The organism is Aeromonas sp. A600620 (genome assembly GCF_029479985.1).
GTDB lineage: Bacteria > Pseudomonadota > Gammaproteobacteria > Enterobacterales > Aeromonadaceae > Aeromonas > Aeromonas veronii_A.
Genome location: NZ_JAAKXB010000004.1, coordinates 104,239 through 128,242, shown reverse-complemented (window position 1 = coordinate 128,242; position 24,004 = coordinate 104,239). Strand labels below are relative to the sequence as shown.

Genomic DNA, 24,004 nt, shown 5'->3' with positions numbered 1-24,004 from the left:
CTACTCCTTGTAGCCCTTGTCCTGCCACTGGTAGTACATCAGGGCAGATTTTACGCCAATTGACTTGAACGGCTCTGGCGGCAGCCACATCGGCAGACTCTGCTCGGCATGGTTGAACCAGGGGTGCTCCTTGCCCTGATAGAGGCTGGCCACGATGTCGCCAAACAGGAAGGAGAGATTGATGCCGTGGCCGTTGTAGCCGAGGGCGTAGTAGATGTTCTTGTGAGCCCCCATCACCCCCACCGCTTCAGTGCTGTCGCCTGTCATGCCGAGCACCCCGTCCCACACCTGTTCAAATTTGATCCCCTTGAGGGCCGGATAGAGGGTCACCAGCTCGGTCATCATCATCTCGCTGACCCGGTTAAGATCGCCCTTGTAGTTGAGGCCGTCGTTGAAGACGTACTCGGCATTGCCGCCACCGATGACGATGCGGTTATCCGGGGTCAATACCAGATGGAACAGGATGTTGCGGGTGTCGTAGTAGGGCACCCGGCTCTGCCACTGGATGGCGTTAAGCTGATCCCGTGTGAGCGGCTCGGTAACTGCGCTCTGGGCGTGTACCGGGAAAACCCGCCCGCTGAAGTAGCCAAGCTTGGAGGTGTAGCCGTTGGTCGCCAGCACTATGCTGTCGGCGGTCACCTTGTACTTGTGGGCCACATTGAGCTCGATCTGCTTGCCCTCCTTGATCCCCTGCACCGGGCTCTGCTCGTAGATGGTGACGCCTGCCTGCTCCACCGCCTTGCGCAGGGCATTGACCAGTTTCATGGCGTGTACTTGGCCGCCATTGGGGTCGTAGACCGCCCCCACGTAGCGATCGGTGCCGAGCTTCTCTTCGGTGGTATCGGCGTTCCAGTACTGGAGCGGGATGCCGAGGCGATTGGCGGTTTTCACATAGTCGCGGTACTCGGCGATATCCTCCTCATCGAGGATCGCCTCCACATAGCCATCGAGCTTGAGGTCGGCCTCGACGCCGGTTGAGGCGACCAGCGCCTGCAGCTTGCGCATGCTGGCGACGGTGAGATCGTAGTGGCGCTTGCTCGCCTCCCCCCCCTCGTAGAGATCCATCACCTCGGAGCCCGGCAACACCATGCCGCCGTTGCGGCCCGAGGCGCCGCTGCCCACCTGCTTGGCTTCGAAGATGGCGATCTTGAGCGACGGGTTGGCCTTGGCCAGATGCCAGGCGCTGGAGAGTCCGCTGTAGCCGCCGCCTATGATGGCGATATCCACCTTCATGTCTTGTGCCAGCGGGGCGCTCTCCTCTGCCGGTTTCTCCTTGAACCAGTAGCTGGTGTTGGGCTCAAAGTCGCTCATCTTGGGGCCGCAGGCGGCGAGGAAGAAACAGCTGATGCACATGGTCAACGTTCGTTGGCAAATGGTGGTCGGATTCATCTTCTACTCCGGTTACAGATACAAAATATCAAATCAGTTCATCGGGTTGGGCGGTGTTGACCCGGCGACCGATATCTCGCAGCCGGGCCAGCTGATCGGCAAGACCGGGCCCCTCATCCAGGCTGGTGACAAAGTTCCAGAGGTAGGTCATCACAGCATAGACATGGCCTGCCGAGACCTGGGGCTGGGCCATCAGCATGGTGATGGCGAGCAGGAACAGCAGGGAGGCGCTGATGCCGACCGCCAGAAAAGCGAGTGCCTCCCGATCCGAAATCCTGATGCGCAGCCAGGCCAGCGCGCGGTAGTGGCGGGAGAGGCTGGCTGATTGGGCATGGGTGACCAGTTTGACTTCGTGTTCCAGCCGATCGTTGAGCCGCTCGTGCAGCAGCTGGTTTTTGCGTGAAAAGCCGGGCAGCAGCAGGCCGAACAGCAGCAATACCCCCATACAGGCGATGCCGACCCAGAACTCGATCACCATCAGCATCACGGCCGCCCCGACGATGGAGATGAGGCTGGTGGCCAGGATCGGGATATGTTTCTCGAAGAAGTCGACAAATTCCCGCGCCAGGGTAACCCGCGCCACTATGGTGGATTGCCCCTCCTGCTGCTGGCGCTGGGTCAGGATCACCGGCACCGCCAGTGCCGCATAGATATGGGTAAAGGTGCGGGTATCGACTGCCCGGCGCAGGGCGCCGATGAGCCAGAACAGCAGTACGATGAGGGCGTAGCTTGAGGCCTGCAGCCACTGGCCCTTGACGATGGCGTCGATGGCAAAGCCGGCGAACAGGGGATAAGCCACCAGCAGGATGTTTTCGAGGGCCACCAGCGAGAAGGTGCCCGCCAGCTTGAGGGGATTGGCCCGTGCAATCGCCCCCAACGAACGACCGGCCGAGTGTGGCAACGGCGTGGCCTGCTCGTCGCAACTGGCTGCCGAAGTGGTTGGTGTTGTCATGGGTTATCTCCTAAGATGTCGGAAACGCTAAGTTTGAGCGAGTGCTCAAAGTTTGTTTGAGCGACTGCTCAAAGTCAAGCAGATCGATTGATATCGCAGGAGGTCAGATGGCACGCCCATCAGCAGAACAGCGCAAAGAGATGATCATCGAGGCCGTATTGGCCCTGTTTCGGGAGAAGGGGATGGCGGCATCGTCAACCCGTGATATTGCCGAACGCACCGGTCTGGCGCGCAGTCACGTCTACCACTACTTCAAGGATTGGAAGGAGCTCTGCCTCTGCGCCGTGGAGCGTTTCACCTATCAGGAGATCGCCGAGCAGCGGGAGTGGCTGTTGCCGCTGCCAGCCCGCGAAGCGTTGCCGCTCTTTGTGCGGGACAACCTGCCGACCAGTCAGGATGCCTCCTGGGCCATCTACCTCGATGCCTGGAACGAGTCACTGCGCGACCCTGTGTTTGCCGAGAGCTACCGCAAAATCATTCTGGCGTGGCGCGAGGTGCTAGAGCTGATCCTGCAAAAGGGGATCGACAGCGGCGAGTTTGTGGCGGGCGATGCCCGGCGACTGGCGCGCCAGATCACCTCCCTCATCAACGGCTATGCCGATGACCTTATTCTGGAGCCGACCCCCGAGACGGTCGAGGCCACTTATCAAGAGATCATGCTGGTGGTCAATCAGCTGGTCTTGCCCCCGGCCCACTCATAGCGGCGCAGGCAAAAAAAGGGTGGGGAGGCATGCCAGCGTGGGACCTCCCCCGGTTTTGTTGGCCATCCGCCGGTCGCGCGATGGTCAGATACCAGGGAGCGGTTGTTGATGTCGATTACCCATTTGTCACTGCAAGATGCCCGTCATCTGCAACTGGCGGCGCAGGGGCTGCTTGCCCCCCGTCGCAGCAAGGCGACCCCGGCTGATCTGCTGGCCACCATTCGCCGTATGGCGCTGCTGCAGATCGATACCATCTCGGTGGTGGCGCGCAGCCCCTATCTGGTGCTCTTTAGCAGGCTTGGCCAGTACGAACCGCGTTGGCTGGAGCAGTTGCTGGCCGACGGCGAGATCTTCGAATATTGGGCCCACGAGGCCTGCTTTGTGCCCCGCGAGGATTACCGGCTGTTGCGCCATCGGATGCTCGACCCCGTCGCCATGGGCTGGAAGTTTTCGGCCAACTGGCTAGCCACCCATCAGCAGGAGATTGGCCAGCTGATCGAGCGTATTCGCCACCATGGCCCGGTGCGGGCGGCTGACTTTGGGCGCACAACCGGCAAGGGGAATGGCTGGTGGGACTGGAAGCCGGAGAAGCGCCATCTGGAGGTATTGTTTACCACCGGTCAGTTGATGGTGCGGGAGCGGCGCAACTTTCAGCGAGTCTATGACCTGGCCGAGCGGGTCATCCCCGAGTGGAGTGACCAGCGGGATCTGCCAAGCGTCGAGCAGGCCCAGCGGGATATGGTGCGCGCCAGCTGCCGGGCGCTGGGGCTGGTCAAAACCGGTTGGGTGGCGGACTACTACCGGCTGCGGCGCGGCAAATACGATGACCTGCTCCATCAGCTGGCGGACGAAGGGGAGCTGTTGCCGGTACGGGTGGAGGGGTGGCAGCACGGCGCTTTTGTGCACGCCTCGCTGGCCGATGAGCTGGCAAGGGCACAGGCGGGCACCCTCAAGGCAACCCATACCACGGCCTTGTCGCCGTTTGACCCGCTGGTGTGGGATCGCAAACGGGCCAGTGAACTGTTCAACTTTGACTATCGCATCGAGTGCTATACCCCGGCGCCGAAGCGTCAGTACGGTTACTTCGTGTTGCCCTTGCTCCATCGCGGCAAGCTGGTGGGCAGAATGGATGCCAAGGCCCATCGCCAGCAGGGGATCTTCGAGATCAAGAGCCTCTATCTGGAAGCTGGTGTGAGAGTGACCCGCACGCTTGCACAGGATCTGGCGAAAGCCCTGCAAAAGCTGGCTGACTGGCACCAGACGCCGCAGCTTCGTTATGGTGCCATTCCGGCCAATTTGCTGACGTTGTGGCATGAAAGCGCCCCTGCAAAGTGAGCACTATCTCTTCTGGGCTAAGCTGCAAGAGGGATAAACAGTTCGGGAGCGGGAGATGAGACGAGCGGCAACATGGTGGGCGGGATTGGCGATGGCTATCTTGTCCCCCGCGCTATGGGGGCAAGAGCCACCAGTGAAGATCTGTCTGGGGGAGGGCAACGAGTGGGCCCCCTTTACCTACTGGGAGCGCAAGGACGGTGTGCCCGATACCAGCCGCCTGACCGGTTCGGCGACGACGCTGGTGCTCGATGCATTGCAACAGAGCGGGCTCTCGCACCAGATCCGCTATCTGCCCTGGGCGCGGGTGCAGCAGGAGCTGGCGGATTATCGCCAGAATGGTCTGTGCGAGCTGACCTGGGATGCCAGCTACAAGCCGGAGCGGGCCGAGTTTGCCTTCTACAGCGTTCCCCTCTACTACACCCACCTCGGTTTCTTCTATCTCAAGCGCCGCTACCCCGAACCGCCGGATCTGCAGACGGTCAATCGTTCCCGGGTGTGCGGGGTGATTGGTTACAACTACACCCCCTACGGGCTTGCGCAGGAGCCACGCCGGGTTAAACAGTTGCAGCAGGCGCTCGATATGCTGGAGCGGGATCGCTGCGACTTTCTGCCGAGCGAAATCGAACCTCTGGTGGCTGGCATCAGCCTTGGCATCTACCGCAGCGAGAGCGGGTTGCTCAATCTCGCCCTGCCCAGCCGCAAGGGATTCTATCTGCTGGTGAGCAAGGGCTCCCCCCGCGGTCACCAGCTGGTGAACATCCTCAATCAGTCGCTGGTGGCATTTCAGGAAGGGGGGCATACGGATGAGGTGATGCGCCGCTTCTTGCCGCCAATGGAGTAATAGCGAAGGGTTGCTGTCATTCAGGGGGAGCAGATAAAAAGAGGGCCAGCCGGTGCAAACCGGCTGGCCCTCTTTTACGTGAGAGCTTGTCAGGCTGCCAGACGGGTCAGTACCTTCACCAGCAGCTCGATGCGCGGGGCAATGCTGGCCAGATCCAGATACTCCTCGTCACTGTGGAAACCGGCACCGATGGGGCCCAGACCATCCAGAGTGGGAATGCCGAGGGCGGCGGTCAGGTTGGCATCGGAGCCGCCCCCCACCTCCTGCCAGCTGATCGGTAACCCCAGTTCGGCGCCACACTCCTCCACCAGCTGCATCAATGCCTGGGTGCCCTCTGACGGCACCATGGCCGGTTTGTGGGCCTCGCGGGTCAGCTGGATGGTGACACCGTCCAGATGCGGCCGCTCGGCCAGGGTCAGCAGATGATCGTCGATCTGGTGGTACTCCTGATTGTCCCAGAAGCGGACATCCACTACGGCGCTGGCATGTGCCGGCACTATGTTGGCGCCGTTGCCCCCCTCGACAATGCCGATGTTGAGGGTGGTGCCGCTCTCGAAGTTGGTCAGGGCGTTGATGGCCAGGATCCAGTGGCCCAGCTCGGTAATGGCGCTGCGCCCCTTCTGCGGTTCGTTGCCCGCGTGAGCCGCCTTGCCGGTGAAATCGATGCGATAACGGGCCATCCCCTTGCGCGCCTTGACCAGCGAGCCATCGGCGCGGGCCGCTTCGGCCACCAGCACCTGTTTTGCCTGTTTGGCCACCGTTGCCAGCCAGTCGCTGGAGTGGAGGGAGCCGATCTCCTCATCCGGGTTCATGCAGACGCAGATGCTCAGGCGATCGCGCACCTCGCGGGGCAGTTCACGCAGGGCATAGACGATGTTGAGCAGGCCGGATTTCATGTCGGAGACACCGGGGCCGTAAGCGCGCTCACCATCGATGCTCATCGGGCGGGCAGCGGCGGTACCGAGGGGGAAGACGGTATCCATATGGCCGATCAGCATTACATCGATCTGCGCCGCATCAGGCTGGTTGCGGATCTCCAGTCCCACCCCGGCTGCGCCACAGTCGACCCGCTTGATCTGCCAGCCGCCCATCGCCTCATATTTGGCAGCCATCAGGTCGGCCACTGCCGCAATGCCCGGCTGGTGCAGGGATCCGCAATCCAGATTGATCAGCGGGGCCAGTTCGGTCAGGTATTGATCCAGAGAAAAAGTCATTGCTTGCTCCACTATCAGGTTCGGGTCAGAGAAGGATGTTCATCACCAGCATGGCGCCGAAGGCGTTGAGTACCGAGATGGCGACCATGATGGGGATGTAACGCCCTTCGGTACCGATGCAGCCGAGGATGCGGCCCATGTACTGCACCTGGGAGCCCATCAGGTAGATGGCTGGCGCCAGAATGGCGATGTGGGTGCCGTTGAGGATCCCCTGATCGAACAGGGTGATGACCACACCGACTGCACCGCCCATCGACATCCAGGCGCCGATCAGCACGGCTGCCGCCTCACCGGGCAACCCGAAGATGGCCATGACGGGGGAGAAAATGGCGCCCATGGCATCCAGCGCGCCGGTGATCTGCAGCGCCTTGATGATGACAAAGGCCATCAGTACGTTGGGAACGGTGGAGGTGGTGGCGATGACCCAGCCCTTCTTGGCCCCTTCGACGAAGATATCGGTGACGATGGGTTTCTTGATGTTGGCCTGGCTCATTTGGCTTGCTCCTGAGTGTTGAGGGTCTGCTGGGTGTTGTTATCGGTCTGCTTGCCTTCGCTCATATTGAGGTAGACCCGAAACAGGTTGGCCCCGACAAATTTGAAGGCGAACATCACGATGACAGCCAGACCGATGGAGGAGCTGACCGCCGGGCTGCCATCTGCCAGTGTCAGGGTGAACAGCACGGCGCCGGAGGAGAAGAAGTTGACGATGGTGGCACCAGCGGAGAACTGGAACATGGTGAATACGTCGGTTTCACGCTTGGTGATGAGCCCTTCATCCTTGAGCTGACGGGTCATGGCGGCACCGGCATCGGTACTCTGCAGGGAGGCGATAAGGGCGAGGCCGGTGTTGCCCGGGATCCCCATCAGCGGACGCAGCAGCGGGGTCAGCAACTTGCGGGCCGCTTCCAGCGCGCCGTAGTGCTCCAGCACATTGATCATGCCGAGGGCAAACATCACGGTGGGGATCAGGGTCAGGGCGAACAGAAAGCCATCTCGCGCCCCGTTGCCCCCCTTGCCGCGCATGTCGGTCATGGCGGTCTTGATACCGTCACCATTCTCGCTGACGCTCTGGACCATGGTACCGAACGAACCGTTCAGCGTGGTGAAATCGAATACCCCGTACCACTCGCCGGATTGCAACAGTCCGGAGAAGAAGACCACGGCGAAGGCCAGTGCCAGGTAACTGCCTAGGCTCACCGAGCGTGTTTTGTCTGTCATTAGCTAGCTCCATATGAATAATTATTTAATCTGAATAATTATAATTGATATGAATGTCACTAAATTGATGGTGGTCAAAATGGTTTGCTACAAATGACGAATGTATTGGGGTTATGTGACTATGATCGCCATATGCTTGGACGATAATCTGGTTTTTATCGAATTGTTTGAGTGAATAAAAAGCAGGGGCGGGATAGCGGGGCAATAAAAAACCGGGCACGAGGCCCGGTTTGGTCAATCAGTCAGATGTGATTACTGGAGTACCAGTACCATCAGCAGGCCGACGGTAATGGCAGATACCAGGAAGGCAAAGCCATAGAACACATAGTGGTGCAGCTTGGTGGTGTGGATCCCCAGATCGTGCAGACCGTGGTAGATACGGTGCATACCGTGCCAGACTGGCAGGGCGATGATCACCAGCAGGATGCAGGCACCCCACCAGGAGCTGGCGAACGCGTGCACGCGGTCATAGCTCATGGTTTCCACGTCCATGATGCCCATGGGCACCAGCAGACCGGTGATGAGGACAATGACCGGCAGCAGCATGGCAACGACCATGCCACCCGCACCAAACAGACCCCAGTAAATTGGTTCGTCAGAACGTCTCATTGTTTTCTCCTCAGGCCACGATGATCAGGACAAGCAGGGACACCACCGCCAGCGCCACATACTGGGCGAGAACGATCGGCTTCTCCGGTACCAGGTCTTCACCACGGAAGATGCGCATGGCTTTCGGCGCCAGGGCGAACCAGGTTTTGGCATGGAACAGGCACGCCGCCAGAGCGACGACATGGAACAGGATGGCGATCGGGCTTTGCAGGGATTCCAGCCAGCCGTTGAACGCTTCCTGACCCTGAACCAGGCGCATCAGGCCCCACATCAGCACAACGGCGTAGATGGAGACGAAGATACTGGTGCCTTCACGGATCATGTAACCGGTGTAGAAGGCGTTCTTCAGCCACCAGTCTTTCTTCATTTCGCGGACGTAAGGTTTACGTTTGCTATCAGTGTTGTTCATGGTCTCAATCCTGCTCTCAATCTGGCTTGAACATGGCGATCATGTAGTCCTTGGCGCTTTCGACCTTGCCAAGCTGGATGGCCGCCGCCGGATCGACGCCCTTGGGGCACACTTCGGAGCAGTAGCCCACGAAGGTACAGCCCCAGACGCCTTCGTCCTGGCTGATGATGCGCATACGCTCTTTGGCACCAGCATCACGGTTGTCGACGTTGTAGCGATAGGCCAGAGCCAGTGCCGCCGGGCCGGTGAACTTCTTGTTGATGCCGTACTGCGGGCAGGCCGCGTAGCAGAGACCACAGTTGATGCACTGGGAGAACTGCTTGTACTGCGCCATCTGGGCCGGAGTCTGGATGTACTCGCCATCACACAGGCTGCGCGGCTCGCTCGGGATGATGTACGGCTTGATGCTCTCCAGCTTCTCGATGAAGTCGGACATGTCCACCACCAGATCGCGCTCGATCGGGAAGTTGTTGAGCGGCTCGACGGTCATCTTGCCCGGCAGGTAGTCGCGCAGGAACGCCTTGCAACCCAGCTTGGGCACACCGTTGACCATCATGCCGCAAGAGCCGCAGATCGCCATCCGGCAGGACCAGCGGAAGCTCAGGGTAGAGTCCAGGTGATCCTTGATGTACTGCAGGGCGTCCAGCAGAGACATCTCTCTCTGGTATGGCACCTGGAAGGTTTGCATCCAGGGCTCGTTATCCTGTTCCGGACGGTAGCGCAGGATCTCAATTTCAATCATCTCAGCCATTCTTCTTAGCCTCGTCTTGTTTCTCACCCTCGGAGCCGTACACGCGTTTTGCCGGCTGGGACTTAGTGATCTTCACATCGGAGTAATCGATGGAGGGCGTTTCGCCATTTTTGTAGAACGAAAGCGTGTGCTTGAGGAAGTTCACGTCATCGCGCTCTTCGTAACCATCCAGACGCTGGTGGGAACCGCGGGACTCTTTACGATTGATGGCGGAGTGCGCCATGGCTTCAGCCACGTCCAGCATGTAACCCAGTTCGATGGCGTACAGCAGATCGGTGTTGAAGACAGAGGACTTGTCGTTGATCTTGACCTTCTTGTAACGGGCTTTCAGCTCGTTGATCTTGTCGATGGTGCCCTGCATCAGCTCTTCGGTACGGTAGATACCGACACCGGCTTCCATGGACATGCCCAGCTCGTTGCGGATATCGGCCGGGTTTTCGGTACCGTCTATGTCCATCAGGGAGAGGTGCTGCTTGATGAGCGCCTCGGCTTTGGCGGCCAGGGCTTCGGTGTTGCCATGCTTCTGAGTCTTGGCAAATTCACCTGCCTGCTCACCGGCCAGCTTGCCGAATACCACGATCTCGGACAGGGAGTTGGAACCCAGACGGTTGGCACCGTGCAGACCGACGGAGGCACATTCGCCCGCGGCGTAGAGGCCGGGCAGACGGGTGGCACACTTGTTGTCAGTCTCGATACCACCCATGGTGTAGTGGGCAGTCGGACGTACCGGGATAGGCTCTTTGGCCGGATCCACGTTGACGTAGGCTTTGGCCAGTTCGCAGATGAACGGCAGACGCTCTTTCAGGTACTTCTCGCCAAGGTGACGCAGGTCGAGGTGAACCACATCGCCCATCGGGCCCTGAATGACGCGGCCTTTCTGCTGCTCTTGCCAGAATGCCTGGGAAACGCGGTCGCGCGGACCCAGCTCCATGTATTTGCTCTTCGGCTGGCCGATCGGGGTTTCCGGGCCCAAGCCGTAGTCTTGCAGGTAGCGGTAGCCATCCTTGTTCAGCAGGACGCCACCCTCACCACGACAACCTTCGGTCATCAGGATGCCGGTGCCCGGCAGACCGGTCGGGTGATACTGGACGAATTCCATATCACGCAGCGGTACGCCGTGACGGTAGGCCAGTGCCATGCCGTCGCCGGTGACGATGCCACCGTTGGTGTTGTAGCGATAGACACGGCCAGCGCCGCCGGTTGCCACGATCACGGATTTGGCCTGGATGAAGCGGGTGATACCGTTCTGGATGTCGAAGGTCAGTACGCCCTGAACGCGGCCGTCGTCCACGATCAGATCAAGGCAGAAATGCTCGTCGAAGCGCTTGATGCTCGGGTATTTGACGGAGGTCTGGAACAGGGTGTGCAGAATATGGAAACCTGACTTGTCTGCGGCGAACCAGGTACGCGGAACCTTCATGCCACCAAACGGACGCACGTTGGCTTTGCCATCCGGCTTGCGGCTCCAGGGGCAACCCCAGTGCTCCAGCTGGATCATCTCTTTGGTTGCGTTGTTGACGAAGTATTCCACTACGTCCTGCTCGCACAGCCAGTCACCACCGGAGACGGTGTCGTTGAAGTGGTTGTCGAGGGAGTCGTCATCACGGACGACACCGGCGGCGCCGCCTTCGGCAGCAACCGTGTGGCTGCGCATCGGGTAAACCTTGGAAATCAGGGCGATGTCCAGGTCTGGCTGTGATTCGGCTATAGCGATAGCGGCGCGTAAGCCGGTACCGCCAGCACCGATGATGGCCACATCGGTCTTGATAATATCCACATCTGCCTCCTTAGGGATAGATTTGCTGGGCACGATTTTGCTCTATGAAAAAAATTCAGGCTTGATGCAAGTCAAACTGCTAGGTTTTATTCCCTTTTTATTGGTTATTTTTCTATAAAACACCCAAATCCCTGGATGAAAATGTCGTTATTATCGTCATTTTTTGGTGTTACTGAGCAGTTGAACACCTAGCTACGAGTACTTTAACTTCTGGATTGTACGTAGTTTTCTTTCAATAAAATGCGAATCACCTCTCTTTTTAGGTACTCGCGAAAAAAATTTTAAGTTTTTTATTGTAATTTTTTAATGAGAATTATTGGCATTCATCTATTCGGATAGAAATAGGTAATCCGAAATGCGGCGGTGACCACGGCGGTGATCTGATAATTCCAGACGAATCACAAGGATTTCAAGGCGGGGTATTTGATGGGTAATGTGAGATTACTCACTGAAAATTAAGCGCTATTTAGAAAAATAAAAGGGGCCTGTACGGCCCCTTTTGCTCATGCTCAAATGCGGAACATGCCGACCTGATTGCTCAGTTCACCCGAAATATTTTTAAGTTGTTCAGAGAGATGGCGTGAGCTGTCTGCATCCACTGCCAGTTCGTCGGAGACATCTTTCACTGCCTGAATGTTGCGACTTACCTCATCGGTGACGGCCCGCTGCTCTTCAGCCGCGCTGGAGATCTGGGTCGCCATGTCGGAGATCTGGTTGATCGAGGTGGTGATCTGCTCCAGCGCGTGGGTGGCGTTGTTGGCGTCATCCACGCTGTTCTGGGCCAGCAGCTGGCCTTCGTGCATGGTGCTGACCGCTCCCTGGGTATTGCGTTGCAGGGTTTCGATCATATTGCGGATCTCGACGGTGGAGCTGTGGGTACGCTGTGACAGGACGCGCACCTCGTCGGCTACCACCGCAAAGCCGCGGCCCTGTTCACCGGCACGTGCCGCTTCGATGGCGGCGTTGAGTGCCAGCAGGTTGGTCTGCTCGGCGATGCCCTGAATGGTGGAGAGGATGGTGTTGATCTCCTGAGCGTTTTTCTCCAGTTCCTGAATGATGTTGGAGGCCTGTTCCACCTGGGTGGCCAGATCGGTGATGGAGCGCTGGTTGCGGGCGATCACCTGCTTGCCATGCTCGCAACTGCTGGTGGAGCTGCGGGCCGCTTCGGCGGTCTGCTCCGCGTTGCTGGCAACCTCGACTGCGGTGGCCGACATCTCGTGTACCGCAGTGGCGATCTGGGAGATCTCGTTTTGCTGGCGTGCCAGACCCTGATTGGCCTTCTCCGCCATGCTGTGGGACGACTTGGCCTGCTGGTTGAGCTGGCCGGAGGAGTTGGAGATATCCTGCACCATCACATGGATCCGCTCGATGAAGGTGTTGACGTGTTTGGCAACCGCGCCTACTTCATCCTCACGTTCAATCTTGATGCGGCGGGTCAGATCACCGTTGCCGCGTGAGAGATCGGCAATCGCTTCGCCCAGGGTTTTCAGGGGGGCCAGCGAGCCGTTGATGGCGACATAGGAGAAGCCAGCCACGATCAGTATGGTGATAAGCCCCTGGATGAGGGAGGAGGTGACCATGCTGCGCACCGACTGATAGGCGGTTTCCTCATCCACCATCATGCCGTAATACCAGTTGGTATTGGGGATTGCGTTGAAGTCAAAGACCTCTTTCTTGCCACTGATCACCAGCTCGTTGATCATGCCGTCATGGGCGATCTGGTTGATGTAAGAAGCAGTCAATTCAGGGGCCAGTGCGGTGGCAGACTTGAGACTCAACGAGGCATCCGGGTGGGCGATGATGGTGCCATTACTGTCTACCAGAATGGCGTAGGTGCCCTCGGTGGTGACTGCCAGAATATCCGAGATAAGGGCGCTGATGGATACGTCACCGGCGATGACGCCCTGAGTGTTGCCGCGCTGGAACGGCTCGGCAATGGTGACAATCAGTTGTCCGGTAGAGATATCCGCATAAGGGGCAGTAATGACCAGTTTGCCAGCTGCCATTGCATCCTTGTACCAGGGGCGTTGACGGGGGTCATAACCGGCAGGGAGGTTGGTGGGCTTGCTCTGGATCATCTTGCCATCGGCAGTACCGGCATAGACCAGGTCGAATCCACCTGCATTCATGGATTGGGCCAGATGGCTGATGGGTTCATCCTCTTTGGTGAAAGCCTCCTTGGTGGTGCTGACGATGGCGATACGGGAGTCAACCCAGCGGGAGATCCCCTTGACGTTGGCCATGGAGCTTTCGTCGATGATATTCCAGACCAGCCGCTGGGTTTCGCTGCGCAGTTGCGAGGTGTTGTACCAGACCTGTATCCCGGTGATCACCAGAATGATGACCCCGATAGCCAGGACCAGCTTGTTTTTAATCGATAAGTTCATAGTTACATCCTTGTGAGCGTCAGTCTGAGTGTGTGGAAACTGGTTATTGTTATGTGCCTGTTCTTATCGGCTGAAGTTGAACTCTTTGTATCCCGATCAGCTATTTAAAGTTAGTGCCTAAATCAGAGCTTATCCATATGTGTATCCTTGTCAGGTGGCTACAGGAAACGATCTGGACGATTGGTGAAGATTCCATCGACCCCCATGCTGGCTAGTTTTTCATAATCTTCATGATAATCAACGGTATAAACTAGAACCCTTAATCCGCGTTGATGTGCATCTTCCACCAGTATCCGGTCGACAAAATCCACGTCGCAGTTAAGTGACCAGGCCCCCAGCTCATCAGCAAACAGCGCCAGGTTGAGTGGCAGATTGGCGGTCAGGGCGCCGAGGCGGATATCGGGCCGCAAGGCGGCAAATCGGGCCAGCTCCGGGTGATGGAAGGACGAAACCACCCACTGCTCTGGGGTAAAACCAAGCTTGGCCTCTGCCCTTCGGGTCAGGGATGCCACTGCGTCAGCGGTATCGGCACCCTTGAGCTCGATATGCAGCTCGCAGCGTCCGGCGATAATCTCCATCACTTGCCACAGGGTCGGTATCACCTCTCCCTCACCGGCATCGAGTTGCTCCAGATAGGCTCGTGATTGTTCAGTCAGCACCCCCTTGCCGTTGGTACAACGCTCCAGCCTCCGATCGTGAAATACCCATAACTCGTCATCTGCTGCCTGTACATCCAGTTCGATGGCACTGACTCCCAGCGTCAGTGCTTTTGCCATCGCCTTGAGGGTGTTTTCCGGTGCCAGACCGCTGGCACCACGGTGGGCAATAATTTGCATGTTCTGCTCCTTGTACCTCGGGGATCAGCCGCGGCTCAGGTGAATGTCGATCTGTTGATGGGGTAGGGGAAGTCCCTGCTGCTGCATCTTCTCCAGCACCAGCGAGTGAACCTCGTGAGTGATGGGCATCCGGTGATCCATGTTGTTGACGTAGAGGCGGATCTCGTAGATCAGCGCCGAGTCGGTGAATTCGATCAGGAATACTTCCGGACTGGGGGTCTCCAGTACCAGAGTAGAGGCATGGATCGCCTCCTCAAGAATACGTTGCACCAGTTTCGGATCACGGGTCAGACCGATCCGGATCCGCAGTTTGACCCGGGTTATCGCATCGGAGAGCGACCAGTTGATGAACTGCTCGGTGATAAAGGCCTTGTTGGGCACGATGATCTCCTTGCGATCCCAATCCACTATGGTGGTCGCCCGGGTTTTGATCTTGGTTACGGTGCCGGTGAGATCGCGAATAGTAACAGTGTCACCGAGCCGGATTGGTTTCTCGAACAGGATGATGAGGCCGGAAACAAAGTTGGCGAAGATCTCCTGCAGGCCGAAACCCAGCCCTACCGAGAGGGCGGCTACTAGCCACTGGGTCTTCGACCAGTCGATACCGAGCATGGAGAAACCGGTGAGGGCGCCAACGAGGATCACCAGATACTTGCTGATCGTGGTGAGTGCAAAGCCGGTACCCGGGGAGAGGCTGAGGTGCTGCAGCAGGGTCAGCTCCATCAGCCCCGGCAGGTTGCGGGCTGTCACCACGGTCAGAATGAAGACGAAGGCGGTCAGCATCAGATCCTGCAAGGTGATGGCCGAGAGCTGCTCGATGCCGCCAATCTTGCTGCTCACCTGCCACACCTCGATATTGCTGAGGAAGCTGAAGGCGGAGTTGAGATCCGACCATTGCACCACCACCAGCATGGTGAAGCCCAGCATCAGCAGGGTGCGCACCAGTCCCAGCGACTGGGCGCTGATGGTATCGAGATCCAGCTCAGTCTCTTCCACCACGTCCGGGGTCTCGGAGCTGAGCTCGTCATGCCCCTCTTCCCGGCCGCGCTGGGCCAGGATCTCAGCCCGCTTGCTCTTGGCGCGCTCGAAGGCTAGGCGGCGGCGCTGGATCAGCATCCAGCGTCTGGCTAGATAGTAGACCAGCAGGCAACCCAGCCCCATCAGCAGGCTAAGCTCCAGCTGGCGCAGCAGGGTGCGCGAGGTATAGAAGTAGCCAAACAGGGCGCCGATCACCGCCAGCAGCGGCGCCAGCATCAGGCTGTTCCAGATGAAGTGGTGCAGCAGATGGGGCTTGGTCATATCGGTCTGGCCCCAGGTGAGTGGCAGCCGCTCCCGGTTGAGGCGGGCAAAGAAGAGCAGCAGCCAGAGTGCACCGATCATGAAGGCCATCCGGCCGAGGGAGTCGTAGAAGGCGTGCTCCTGATAGCTGTTGGCCATCCCCTGCACAAAGAAACTCGGGATCAGCACCAGCAGCAGGGTGCGAAACTGCCCCCATACCTTTTGCACCTGTTCCCGGGGCCAGCGGAAGTGGTGGATCAAAATCCCCCGCTCCAGCGTCAGATGGCGGGCCATCACCAGCGCCAGCAGCAGAAACCAGATCTCGCCAAGACCGCGCGCCACCGCTACCGCAAACGGGTATTGCCAGGCCCCTTCGAGCAGGCCGCGCACCATCAGTACCATGGCGGGCAAGGGGAGGGCGGCAAGCAGGGAGCGCAGCAGCAAGCGGCTGGTGAGGCTGAATTTGTCCTGAGTTACCTTGCCGATCCGCGGCGCAATATGGTCGCAATAGAGGCTCAGGTGACGGGCCAGCTTGAACCAGCTCCAGGCCAGCACCAGCAGCCCAATACTGGCCAGCGTGAGGCTCAGCGGGCTGTTTTCGACGATGGCGTAGGGCAGTTGCAACCAGTTGTCCGGGTTGAAGGCCAGGGTCAGCGCGGCAGGAATACCGAGCATCACCTGTGGGGTAAAGGGGCGCACATCCGGCATCCAGAACAGGTGGCTGGCGCTTATTTCGCGGATCTCGTCGATCTTGCTGTTCTGGCGGCTGTAGAGCAGCTTGAGACGGGTCTGCTCCTGAATGAGGGTATCGGAGGCGTCGTTGAGCCGGGTCAGCAGCTGGCGCCGGGCCTTGAGCAGGTTGTCGAGCACAGCTTGCTGCGGCCGATCCAGCGTCACATCCTCTTCGGCCATCAGCTTGTCGCGCAGCTGGCGGGTATCCTTGAGCCCATCCTGCTCGCTCTCGTACTGGTACTTGGCCATGCGGGCGCTGACGATGGCGGACTCCAGCTTGTCGAGGGGGAACTGGGGAGGAAGATCGGAGAGTTTGCTGCGCAGGTTCTCGCCGTAGGCATTACTGATCTGCAGCCACTCCAGCTGTTCGCGTACCGAGTTGACCAGCTCATTCAGTTCAAACAAATTCTTGTCGACGCTGCGCTGCTCGTCCTGCACCCGCTCAATTTGATCTTCCAGTGTGCCGAGCTGGATGGAGAGCGCCTGATTCTGCTGTTGCTGCTCCAGCAGCAGCGGCATGTCGGTGGTGAGCTGCTTGCGCAGCCGTTCGCTCTCCTCCAGCGCCTGCTCGGTCTTCTCCCGCCGCAGCTGGTTCTGCTGGGTCAGCAGGCTGGCTTGCCACTCATCCTCGTCGGCGATGGCCAGATTGAGCTCCTGCAGTTTCAGCTTGCCGAGATCGTTGCGCTGCTGGGCAGAGAGCTGCTCCAGCTCCAGCATCTGGATCCGGTCGGAGAGGCTCTGCTCTTTCATTCTGGTCAGCAGCAGCTGTGCCTCCTGCTGGCGATCCGATTCGCTGCTGAAGCTCAGTCGCTCCAGCTGGCTGCGGGTCAGTTGCAGCTGTTTGCGCAGATCATCCACCCGCAGGTGATACTCCTGCCCGGTACTCTCTAGCTGGTTGAGGCTATCCATCACCCCCTGCCGCTCCTTGCGCAGGTTGAGCTGGCGGTTGCTGCTCAGGCCTATGGCCTGGCGCAGCGCCTCCTCCTTGAGGCTCGCCAGCGGCGGGCGAGCGGCGGGCTGATAGTTGTGCAGGCTCTCCTTGAGACGTGCCGACTCCTTGGGGTAATCGATAAGGATCTGCTGATAGGCTTTGCTCTGCTCCCGGTAACGCTCGGCCTCTCTGGCAAATTGCAGCGCCTGCTGGTAGCTCTCCCGCAGCTTCTGGTTTTCCGGGGTATCGCTCTTGGGCACGCTCTGCAACAGGGATTCGGCCTGGGCAATGGCATCGTCGGCGCGCACGGCTGGCGGCAACAAGATAAGGGAGAGCAGCAAGAGGGTGAGCAGGCGTTGCAACATGAGGCTCGTTTCCGTTCAGAAGAGGTGGCCCTAGCCTAAAACAGGGCAGGGAGGCGGGTAAAGCAGTCTATATTAATGATTCATAACACAAATAACAGGAAGTCGTGCTGCCGTTTCGCTATGATCCCGGCCGCTTTCTCTCCACCGAGTCGAATATGTCAGCTGTTGATCTGGGCACAGCCCCGCTATCTCGCCTTTTCTGGCGTTACGTAACCCCGACCGTGGCGGCCATGCTGATCACCGGCATCTATGTCACCATCGATGGCATCTTCGTTGGCCATGTGCTGGGTCAGGATGGCATGGCCGGTTTGATGCTGGCTTATCCCATCTGCGCCGTGCTCTATGCGGTGGGGGCGCTGATCGGCATGGGGGCCTCGTCGCTGGTCTCCTTCTATCTGGGGCAGGGCAACCCGGCCAAAGCCCGCCATATCGTCGGCAATGCGCTGGTGATGGTGTTGCTGGCCTCGGCACTGCTCAGTTTTATCGGGATCCGCTATGGCGAGCCCATGCTGGCCTGGATGGGGGCGGAGGGGGAGATCTTCACCGCCGGGCTCTCCTACCTGCAGGCCTACGCCTGGCTTGGCGTCTTTGCGGTGCTGTCGATGGCGTTCAGCTCGCTGCTGCGCAACGATGGCCGCCCCGGATTTGTCACCCTCATCATGGTAGTCGGGGGGCTGCTCAACGTGCTGCTCGACTATCTGTTGATGGTGGTGTTTCCGTTCGGACTGGCCGGGGTGGCGACGGCCACCATGCTCTCCCAGGCAGTGACGGGCCTTGCTTGCCTGTGGCACTTCTTCACACCGCGTAGCCAGCTGCGGATAAGTTGGGACACCTTGCGCCCCGATCTGCGGCTGATGGGAGAGACGGTGCGCCTCGGGGTCTCCAGTTTTCTGATGTACCTCTATCTCTCGGTAGTGCTGGCGCTGCACAACAAGGCGTTGCTGGCGGTCGGCACTTCGCTGCATGTGGCGGCCTACGGGGTGATCAGTTACACCGAGGCCTTCTTCTATCTGGTGTTCGAGGGGATCGCCATGGGTATCCAGCCCATCGCCAGCTTCAACGCAGGAGCCGGTCACTGGCGGCGGGTGCTGCGGATCCGCAACCTGGCACTCGGAGTGACGTTGGGGATCGCCCTGTGCGCCATGTTCCCGCTTTATCTGTGGCCGGAGGCGGCGGTCTATCTGTTTGCCGGCGACAACGCCACCCTGCTGCCGGTGGCGAGCCTCGGGATCTGGCTCTACTTCTGGGGGCTGCCGATGGAGGGCTTGCTGCTGGTGGGGGCCACCTACTTTCAGGCCATCAATCGGGCCCGCATCGCCTCCCTGCTCACCGGCGGCAAGCTGGTGCTGATTGGCGGTTTCTTGTGGGGTTTCTCGACCCTGTGGGGCGTGCCCGGGGTCTGGCTGGCATTGCCAACGTGCAGCTCATTGCTGGTGTTGGTGATGTGGCGGGCGATGCGTCGGGAGTCCGGCGCCCACACGCTGGCCGGATAGGTAATCAGGTTCGACGTGCAGATAGCAGACAGGCAGCCATGGGCTGCCTGTTTTGTTAGAGGATGTTTTGTTAACGGGCTCTGCCGATTCAGGGCTTGAAGGCACCGATAAAGATGGCGGGATCGACCCGGGTGTCGTTGAGGCTGACGTTCCAGTGCATATGGGGGCCGGTAGCGCGGCCGGTCGAACCGACTCGCCCGACGATGCCGCCACGCGGCAGGCTCTGGCCGAGCTTCACATCGATCTTCGACATGTGGCAGAACATGCTGATGAGCCCCTGACCGTGGTCGACAAAGACGGTATTGCCATTGAAGAAGTAGTTGCCGATCAGGATCACCTTGCCGGCGGCGGGGGACTTGATCGGGGTGCCGGCGTCCACGGCGAAGTCGAGGCCGGAGTGGGGATTGCGCTCCTCGCCATTGAAGAAACGACGCAGGCCAAACGGGCTGGAGAGGGGGCCGTTGACCGGCTTGTCGAACAGCAGGTTGCTCGGCTGGTTGGGGCTGAAGGTCTGGTAAGCCCGGGTCTGCTCCGCCAGCTCTCGGTTGATGCGGGTCATATCCTCGGCGAGCGGATTGACCTGACGGCTGTTCTTGAGCTTGATGTGCTGCTCGCGGTAGTGCTTGGGGGTCACGGTGAAGCCGAGAGTACGGCCATCACCTGTGGTCAGTTGCTGGGCGCCGGGCGTGCTTTTCAGAGAGATGCCGACGATGGCGATCCACTGGTTGTCTTCGCGCACTACCAGCACGGGCTTGTCGTGATAGCGGGCCGTGGGGGCAGTGGGTGACGCGCCAAGAGGGATCACCGCAACGCCACCTGGTACCGGATGGTTGAGCAGGCGACTGATAAAACCCTCGGCCAAGGCCGACTGGCTGGCCAGTAACAACAACAGACAACACACAACTCTCATGACGATACCACTCGATGTTAAAGCGCCCGGGATGGCGGGATGACAACCCCCTGTCCGGCATTCGTCGATCACTAAAGGGTGATCACGGCACGCTGGCCACGACAGGCGCGGCTGGGGAAGGGGGCAGATTGTGCCTCGTTATGGTCGGGGCAGCCAGAGGCGGGGCGTGGCTGACGCCCCTTTTGTGCATAGCTGCGTCAGGTTTTATGTCGTGGTCGGGCCGCTTCGCCATTGAGTCGCCCCCGCCCTGGCTCTAGAATCGGCTTCCGGCACTGATGCCACCGACACTCCGAGGAGACGATATGAACGGATTACCCCCTTTGCGCACCACTCCGGCCCGGTACACGACAGGTCGTGGCTGGCTCTGGGTTCGCAGCGGGTTCGATATCTTCAACAAGGGTATGGGGATCAGCGTGGCCATGGTGTTGGTCTGGTTTATGGTGGGCATGCTGCTGGAGCAACTGCCGGCGGGTGGCCTTATCTCCCAGCTGCTCTACATGGTGTGGGGCGCGGGTTGGGTGGCGGTCGCCGCTCGGGGTTATCGGGGGGAGCCGCTGCAGTTTGCCGATCTCTTCGCCGGTTTTCGCCACAAGCTGACCCCGCTGATGCTAGGCGGTCTGCTGGTGTTGCTGCTGTTCAGCCTGGTGGGCCTCGTCTGTCTCGGTCTGCTCTCCATGTGGGGGCTGCTCCCGCTGCTGACGCAGGATCCCGAGAGCATGGTGGTCTCAGCCAGCCAGTTGCAACAACTGCTGCTGGTATTGCTGGTGGGTATGCTGCTTATCATTCCCGTGCTGATGGGGGTCACCTTTGCTCCGGCGCTGATCTACCACCACGATATCGGCATCATCCAGGCGGTACGGCTGAGCTTCTTCGGCTGCTGGCGCAATATGTGGCCCTTCTTCTGGTGGGGACTGCTCTCAGCCATGTTGTTGCTGTTTGGCGCTGTGCTGTTACTGGTAGGTCTGCTGGTGGTGATCCCGGCGCTCAACTACTCCATCTATGTGGCTTATCGGGATATTTTCCTCGACGAGAGTGCGCAGCCGGAAGCGCCGCACTCAGAACCATTCGGATTTGAAGCCTGATCAAGGGATCAGAGTGAAGAAGGGGCCCGCAGCGGCCCCTTCGTTATGTTTGGGTGTGCGGAGTGCTTACTCCTGCCAGATGGGATCCGCCGCCATGCGGGCCAGCAGAAAATCGAGGAAGCTGCGCAGCAGTGGCGACATCTGCTTGCGGGTGGCATACACCCCGTAGACCCCGAGGCGCTTGGGTTGCCAGTCGGTCAGCAGGGGCACCAGTTCCCCACGCTCCAGATAGGGTTGTGCCGAGTAGCGGGGTTGCAGGCTGATCCCGGCACCTTCAAGCGTTGCTTCCAGAAGCAGGTTGGAGATATTGGCGCTCAGGTTACCGCTGACCGGCACTGACTCGGGACCGTCCGGTCCATTGAACTCCCACAGGCTCTTGCCAAAGTAGGTGTAGGTGAGGCAGTTGTGCAGCGCCAAATCCTGCACCTTGTGTGGCATTGGATGACGGGCCAGATAGGCCGGGCTGGCACAGACTACCGAGTGGCAGGTGCCGAGACGACGCGCCACCAGATTGGGGTCGAGGTCGTTGGTGATGCGCACCGCCAGATCGATCCGCTCCTCCACCAGATTGACGGTTCTGTCGAGCAGCAGAATGTCGATGGCCGTCCCCGGGTATTGCGCCAGATAGTCGTTAGCAGCCCCGACCAGCAAGGCTTCCGACAGGGAGTAGCTGCTGGTGATCCGCAGTTGTCCCTTGGGGGCGTCATCCCCCTTCACGGCGATCTGCTCCATCTCTTCGCCGAGTGCCAGCATGGCGCGGGCCCGGTTCAGCGCTTCCTCTCCCGGTCCGGTCAGACTCAGACGACGGGTGGTGCGGTGCAGCAGGCGGGCGCCCATCCAGCTCTCCAGCTCGGCCAGATAGCGCGACACCATGGCGCGCGACATATCCAGTTTCTCTCCGGCGCCGCTCAGGCTCCCCTGTTCGACTACGCTGACAAAGACCTGCAATGCGGTCAGTCGATCCATGTATGGCTCTCTATATGTTCGATATGTGCAACAGTGATGCGCTTTTTATGCTGTATTTGCACCTTAAGTGATCCAATACACTGTGTCCATCAAATGAACCCCCGAATACTTAATGAGGAATAGATGATGAACAACACCCTGATCCGCAACTTGACTCTGGCGACCACCCTGTTGAGTGGCGCCGCACTGGCCGCCCCCCTGAGCGTGACCGTCTACAACCCTGGCGAGAAGGCGATCTTCCCGGTCTCCTCCTCACTGGTGACCGGTGACAAAGAGGCCATCCTGATCGATGCCCAGTTCGACGTGCAAAATGGTCAGGCGCTGGTCGACATGATCAAGAAGAGCGGCAAGAAGCTGACCACTGTCTATATCAGTGCCGGTGACCCCGACTTCTACTTCGGTCTGGAGCCGGTCATGGCGGCGTTCCCGGATGTCAAAGTGCTGGCCGACCAGCATGTGGTTGACCATATCAACAAGACCAAGGATGCCAAGCTGAGCTACTGGAGCCCGATCCTCGGCAAGGGTGCACCGAAGAGCCTGACCGTGCCGCAAGTGATGACCGCCAGCCACCTGACGCTGGATGGCGAGAAGATTGAAATCAAAGAGATGAATACCCCGAATGCCTACCTCTGGGCCCCTTCCATCAAGACTGCTTTTGGTGGTGTGCCGGTCTACCACGGGGTGCATGTCTGGATGGCCGACAGCCAGACCAAAGCGGCTCGCAGCAACTGGGTCAAGGCGCTGGATAACCTGCTGGCCCTGAAACCCGAGCGTGTGGTACCGGGCCACTTCCTGGGCACTGCTCCCAAAGGCACTGCTGCTGTGACCTTTACCCGTGACTATGTAGAGCGTTTCGAACAGGAGCTGGCCAAGGCGAAAAACTCCGGTGAGCTGATTGAGGCTCTGAAGAAAGCCTATCCGGCACTGCCGGTTGACGATGGTCTGGCCATCGGTGCCAAGGTCAATACCGGCGAGATGAAGTGGTAAGCCACTGAGCCTGCTTTCCCTGTGTTTTTACCGGGCCTAAGGGCCCGGTTTTTTATCCGAGATTGAAGTGAGAATGAAGATGAGCGAACAACAAACCACCCTCCATTATGTCTATGACCCGCTCTGTGGCTGGTGCTACGGTGCCGCCCACCTGTTGCAGGCGGCAGCCACCATTGCTGGGCTCAAGATCGAGCTGCATGCGGGCGGTCTCTGGCTGGGTAGTCGCCGTCAGCCTATGGGCGAGGCATTGCGTGATTATGTGCGCCCCCATGATCAGCGGATCGAGGCGCTGACCGGCCAGCATTTTGGCGAGCGCTACTTTAACGAACTGCTGCTGCGCGAAGGGTGTCTGCTGGACTCCGAGCCGCCGATCCGTGCGGTTTTGGCCGTCACGGCCTTGGGGGGGGATGGGTTGGCCATGTTGCACCGGATCCAGCAATCCCACTATCGGGACGGGATCTGGATTGGTGAGCCGGCATTTCTCGCCACGCTGGCGGCAGAGCAGGGGGTCAGTGAAGACGCGTTCCAGCAAGCCTATCTGCAGGCCCCATTGCTGCAACATCTGGCAGATAGCCAGGGCTGGATGAAACGGCTGGGTGGTCAGGGTTATCCCACCCTTGGGCTGATGCACAAGGGGCGGGTCACGCCTGTACGGGTTGCCGATTTTCTGGGGGAGCCGGATGCTCTGAGCACGCATCTGCTGGCTCTAATGACATGATGGCTGTTATTTGAACACGAGACCGCTTCAGGAAAGGTGTCCAGGGCCGATAGGCAAACAATCACAGAAACGGTATGAAATCCTTCTGTTTTCCGGGTACAGGCTATGCTCTATATGACCATT

General features: G+C 59.4%; 21 protein-coding genes. 7 read left to right on the top strand and 14 right to left on the bottom strand.

The window, feature by feature from the left end; all coding sequences use genetic code 11:
- Window positions 1-1,389, bottom strand: coding sequence for an NAD(P)/FAD-dependent oxidoreductase (locus G5533_RS07380; RefSeq protein ID WP_441254662.1), 1,389 nt, complete (start codon window positions 1,387-1,389; stop codon window positions 1-3).
- A gap of 28 nt (window positions 1,390-1,417) precedes the next feature.
- Entirely contained in the window at window positions 1,418-2,341 is a 924-nt protein-coding gene (locus G5533_RS07375; RefSeq protein ID WP_441254661.1) for an ABC transporter six-transmembrane domain-containing protein, read from the bottom strand.
- Between the two features lie 107 nt (window positions 2,342-2,448).
- On the opposite strand from G5533_RS07375, the gene G5533_RS07370 reads away from it, so the two are divergent.
- The 3 genes from G5533_RS07370 (at window position 2,449) to G5533_RS07360 (ending at window position 5,218) form a co-directional block, all read left to right on the top strand.
- Window positions 2,449-3,042, top strand: coding sequence for a TetR/AcrR family transcriptional regulator (locus G5533_RS07370; protein ID WP_109867214.1), 594 nt, complete (start codon window positions 2,449-2,451; stop codon window positions 3,040-3,042).
- A 108-nt stretch (window positions 3,043-3,150) separates the two neighbouring features.
- Window positions 3,151-4,377: a winged helix-turn-helix domain-containing protein gene (locus tag G5533_RS07365; protein ID WP_441254660.1), complete on the top strand. Its 1,227-nt coding sequence runs from the start codon at window positions 3,151-3,153 to the stop codon at window positions 4,375-4,377.
- Between the two features lie 91 nt (window positions 4,378-4,468).
- A complete protein-coding gene (locus G5533_RS07360) occupies window positions 4,469-5,218 on the top strand; it encodes a substrate-binding periplasmic protein (protein ID WP_103250772.1) in 750 nt (249 codons plus the stop codon).
- An 89-nt stretch (window positions 5,219-5,307) separates the two neighbouring features.
- Here the strand turns inward: G5533_RS07360 and G5533_RS07355 are convergent, their stop codons facing one another.
- The 10 genes from G5533_RS07355 to mscM form a co-directional block, all read right to left on the bottom strand.
- Window positions 5,308-6,432: a M20 family metallopeptidase gene (locus tag G5533_RS07355; RefSeq protein WP_128835120.1), complete on the bottom strand. Its 1,125-nt coding sequence runs from the start codon at window positions 6,430-6,432 to the stop codon at window positions 5,308-5,310.
- Window positions 6,433-6,457: 25 nt separating this feature from the next.
- A complete protein-coding gene (locus tag G5533_RS07350; protein ID WP_005335063.1) occupies window positions 6,458-6,925 on the bottom strand; it encodes a YjiG family protein in 468 nt (155 codons plus the stop codon).
- The gene (locus tag G5533_RS07345) at window positions 6,922-7,650 is read right to left on the bottom strand and encodes a nucleoside recognition domain-containing protein (protein WP_158109835.1); all 729 of its coding nucleotides are present in this window, start codon (window positions 7,648-7,650) and stop codon (window positions 6,922-6,924) included. Before G5533_RS07345 ends, G5533_RS07350 begins: the two co-directional genes overlap by 4 nt.
- 252 nt (window positions 7,651-7,902) lie before the next feature.
- Window positions 7,903-8,259 (bottom strand): fumarate reductase subunit FrdD, encoded by a 357-nt coding sequence (gene frdD, locus G5533_RS07340; protein ID WP_040066869.1) that lies wholly within the window; start codon window positions 8,257-8,259, stop codon window positions 7,903-7,905.
- Between the two features lie 10 nt (window positions 8,260-8,269).
- Window positions 8,270-8,668 (bottom strand): hypothetical protein, encoded by a 399-nt coding sequence (locus G5533_RS07335; RefSeq protein ID WP_005335058.1) that lies wholly within the window; start codon window positions 8,666-8,668, stop codon window positions 8,270-8,272.
- Window positions 8,669-8,684: 16 nt separating this feature from the next.
- On the bottom strand, window positions 8,685-9,419 hold the full coding sequence (locus G5533_RS07330) for a succinate dehydrogenase/fumarate reductase iron-sulfur subunit (RefSeq protein ID WP_005335057.1): 735 nt from the start codon (window positions 9,417-9,419) through the stop codon (window positions 8,685-8,687).
- The gene (frdA, locus tag G5533_RS07325; RefSeq protein WP_421255645.1) at window positions 9,412-11,196 is read right to left on the bottom strand and encodes a fumarate reductase (quinol) flavoprotein subunit; all 1,785 of its coding nucleotides are present in this window, start codon (window positions 11,194-11,196) and stop codon (window positions 9,412-9,414) included. Before frdA ends, G5533_RS07330 begins: the two co-directional genes overlap by 8 nt.
- A 509-nt stretch (window positions 11,197-11,705) precedes the next feature.
- On the bottom strand, window positions 11,706-13,583 hold the full coding sequence (locus G5533_RS07320; RefSeq protein WP_421208790.1) for a methyl-accepting chemotaxis protein: 1,878 nt from the start codon (window positions 13,581-13,583) through the stop codon (window positions 11,706-11,708).
- A 158-nt stretch (window positions 13,584-13,741) separates the two neighbouring features.
- Entirely contained in the window at window positions 13,742-14,419 is a 678-nt protein-coding gene (locus G5533_RS07315) for a glycerophosphodiester phosphodiesterase (RefSeq protein WP_421208789.1), read from the bottom strand.
- 24 nt (window positions 14,420-14,443) lie between these two features.
- Entirely contained in the window at window positions 14,444-17,725 is a 3,282-nt protein-coding gene (gene mscM, locus G5533_RS07310; RefSeq protein ID WP_421255647.1) for a miniconductance mechanosensitive channel MscM, read from the bottom strand.
- Between the two features lie 155 nt (window positions 17,726-17,880).
- Between mscM and G5533_RS07305 the strand changes: the two genes are divergently transcribed.
- A complete protein-coding gene (locus G5533_RS07305) occupies window positions 17,881-19,218 on the top strand; it encodes an MATE family efflux transporter (protein WP_279488254.1) in 1,338 nt (445 codons plus the stop codon).
- Between the two features lie 88 nt (window positions 19,219-19,306).
- On the opposite strand, the gene G5533_RS07300 is transcribed toward G5533_RS07305, so the two are convergent.
- A complete protein-coding gene (locus tag G5533_RS07300) occupies window positions 19,307-20,128 on the bottom strand; it encodes a peptidoglycan DD-metalloendopeptidase family protein (protein WP_216978206.1) in 822 nt (273 codons plus the stop codon).
- Window positions 20,129-20,430: 302 nt separating this feature from the next.
- On the opposite strand from G5533_RS07300, the gene G5533_RS07295 reads away from it, so the two are divergent.
- Window positions 20,431-21,210: a BPSS1780 family membrane protein gene (locus G5533_RS07295; protein WP_005362278.1), complete on the top strand. Its 780-nt coding sequence runs from the start codon at window positions 20,431-20,433 to the stop codon at window positions 21,208-21,210.
- A 66-nt stretch (window positions 21,211-21,276) separates the two neighbouring features.
- On the opposite strand, the gene G5533_RS07290 is transcribed toward G5533_RS07295, so the two are convergent.
- A complete protein-coding gene (locus G5533_RS07290) occupies window positions 21,277-22,176 on the bottom strand; it encodes a LysR family transcriptional regulator (RefSeq protein WP_167573451.1) in 900 nt (299 codons plus the stop codon).
- A gap of 126 nt (window positions 22,177-22,302) precedes the next feature.
- On the opposite strand from G5533_RS07290, the gene G5533_RS07285 reads away from it, so the two are divergent.
- Window positions 22,303-23,163 (top strand): Vmh family MBL fold metallo-hydrolase, encoded by an 861-nt coding sequence (locus G5533_RS07285; RefSeq protein ID WP_026035063.1) that lies wholly within the window; start codon window positions 22,303-22,305, stop codon window positions 23,161-23,163.
- 73 nt (window positions 23,164-23,236) lie between these two features.
- Entirely contained in the window at window positions 23,237-23,881 is a 645-nt protein-coding gene (locus G5533_RS07280; protein ID WP_421310284.1) for a DsbA family protein, read from the top strand.
- The last annotated feature ends 123 nt before the right edge of the window (window positions 23,882-24,004 follow it).

Excerpts from the sequence above, each read along its gene's own strand:
- G5533_RS07320 (WP_421208790.1), bottom strand. The coding sequence starts at position 13,583 with ATGAACTTATCGATTAAAAACAAGCTGGTCCTGGCTATCGGGGTCATC.
- frdD (WP_040066869.1), bottom strand. The coding sequence starts at position 8,259 with ATGAGACGTTCTGACGAACCAATTTACTGGGGTCTGTTTGGTGCGGGT.
- mscM (WP_421255647.1), bottom strand. The coding sequence starts at position 17,725 with ATGTTGCAACGCCTGCTCACCCTCTTGCTGCTCTCCCTTATCTTGTTG.
- G5533_RS07285 (WP_026035063.1), top strand. The coding sequence starts at position 22,303 with ATGAACAACACCCTGATCCGCAACTTGACTCTGGCGACCACCCTGTTG.
- G5533_RS07315 (WP_421208789.1), bottom strand. The coding sequence starts at position 14,419 with ATGCAAATTATTGCCCACCGTGGTGCCAGCGGTCTGGCACCGGAAAAC.
- G5533_RS07380 (WP_441254662.1), bottom strand. The coding sequence starts at position 1,389 with ATGAATCCGACCACCATTTGCCAACGAACGTTGACCATGTGCATCAGC.
- G5533_RS07365 (WP_441254660.1), top strand. The coding sequence starts at position 3,151 with ATGTCGATTACCCATTTGTCACTGCAAGATGCCCGTCATCTGCAACTG.
- G5533_RS07300 (WP_216978206.1), bottom strand. The coding sequence starts at position 20,128 with ATGAGAGTTGTGTGTTGTCTGTTGTTGTTACTGGCCAGCCAGTCGGCC.
- G5533_RS07360 (WP_103250772.1), top strand. The coding sequence starts at position 4,469 with ATGGCTATCTTGTCCCCCGCGCTATGGGGGCAAGAGCCACCAGTGAAG.
- G5533_RS07295 (WP_005362278.1), top strand. The coding sequence starts at position 20,431 with ATGAACGGATTACCCCCTTTGCGCACCACTCCGGCCCGGTACACGACA.
- G5533_RS07355 (WP_128835120.1), bottom strand. The coding sequence starts at position 6,432 with ATGACTTTTTCTCTGGATCAATACCTGACCGAACTGGCCCCGCTGATC.
- G5533_RS07375 (WP_441254661.1), bottom strand. The coding sequence starts at position 2,341 with ATGACAACACCAACCACTTCGGCAGCCAGTTGCGACGAGCAGGCCACG.
- G5533_RS07280 (WP_421310284.1), top strand. The coding sequence starts at position 23,237 with ATGAAGATGAGCGAACAACAAACCACCCTCCATTATGTCTATGACCCG.
- G5533_RS07350 (WP_005335063.1), bottom strand. The coding sequence starts at position 6,925 with ATGAGCCAGGCCAACATCAAGAAACCCATCGTCACCGATATCTTCGTC.
- G5533_RS07335 (WP_005335058.1), bottom strand. The coding sequence starts at position 8,668 with ATGAACAACACTGATAGCAAACGTAAACCTTACGTCCGCGAAATGAAG.
- G5533_RS07370 (WP_109867214.1), top strand. The coding sequence starts at position 2,449 with ATGGCACGCCCATCAGCAGAACAGCGCAAAGAGATGATCATCGAGGCC.
- G5533_RS07330 (WP_005335057.1), bottom strand. The coding sequence starts at position 9,419 with ATGGCTGAGATGATTGAAATTGAGATCCTGCGCTACCGTCCGGAACAG.
- G5533_RS07345 (WP_158109835.1), bottom strand. The coding sequence starts at position 7,650 with ATGACAGACAAAACACGCTCGGTGAGCCTAGGCAGTTACCTGGCACTG.
- G5533_RS07305 (WP_279488254.1), top strand. The coding sequence starts at position 17,881 with ATGTCAGCTGTTGATCTGGGCACAGCCCCGCTATCTCGCCTTTTCTGG.
- G5533_RS07290 (WP_167573451.1), bottom strand. The coding sequence starts at position 22,176 with ATGGATCGACTGACCGCATTGCAGGTCTTTGTCAGCGTAGTCGAACAG.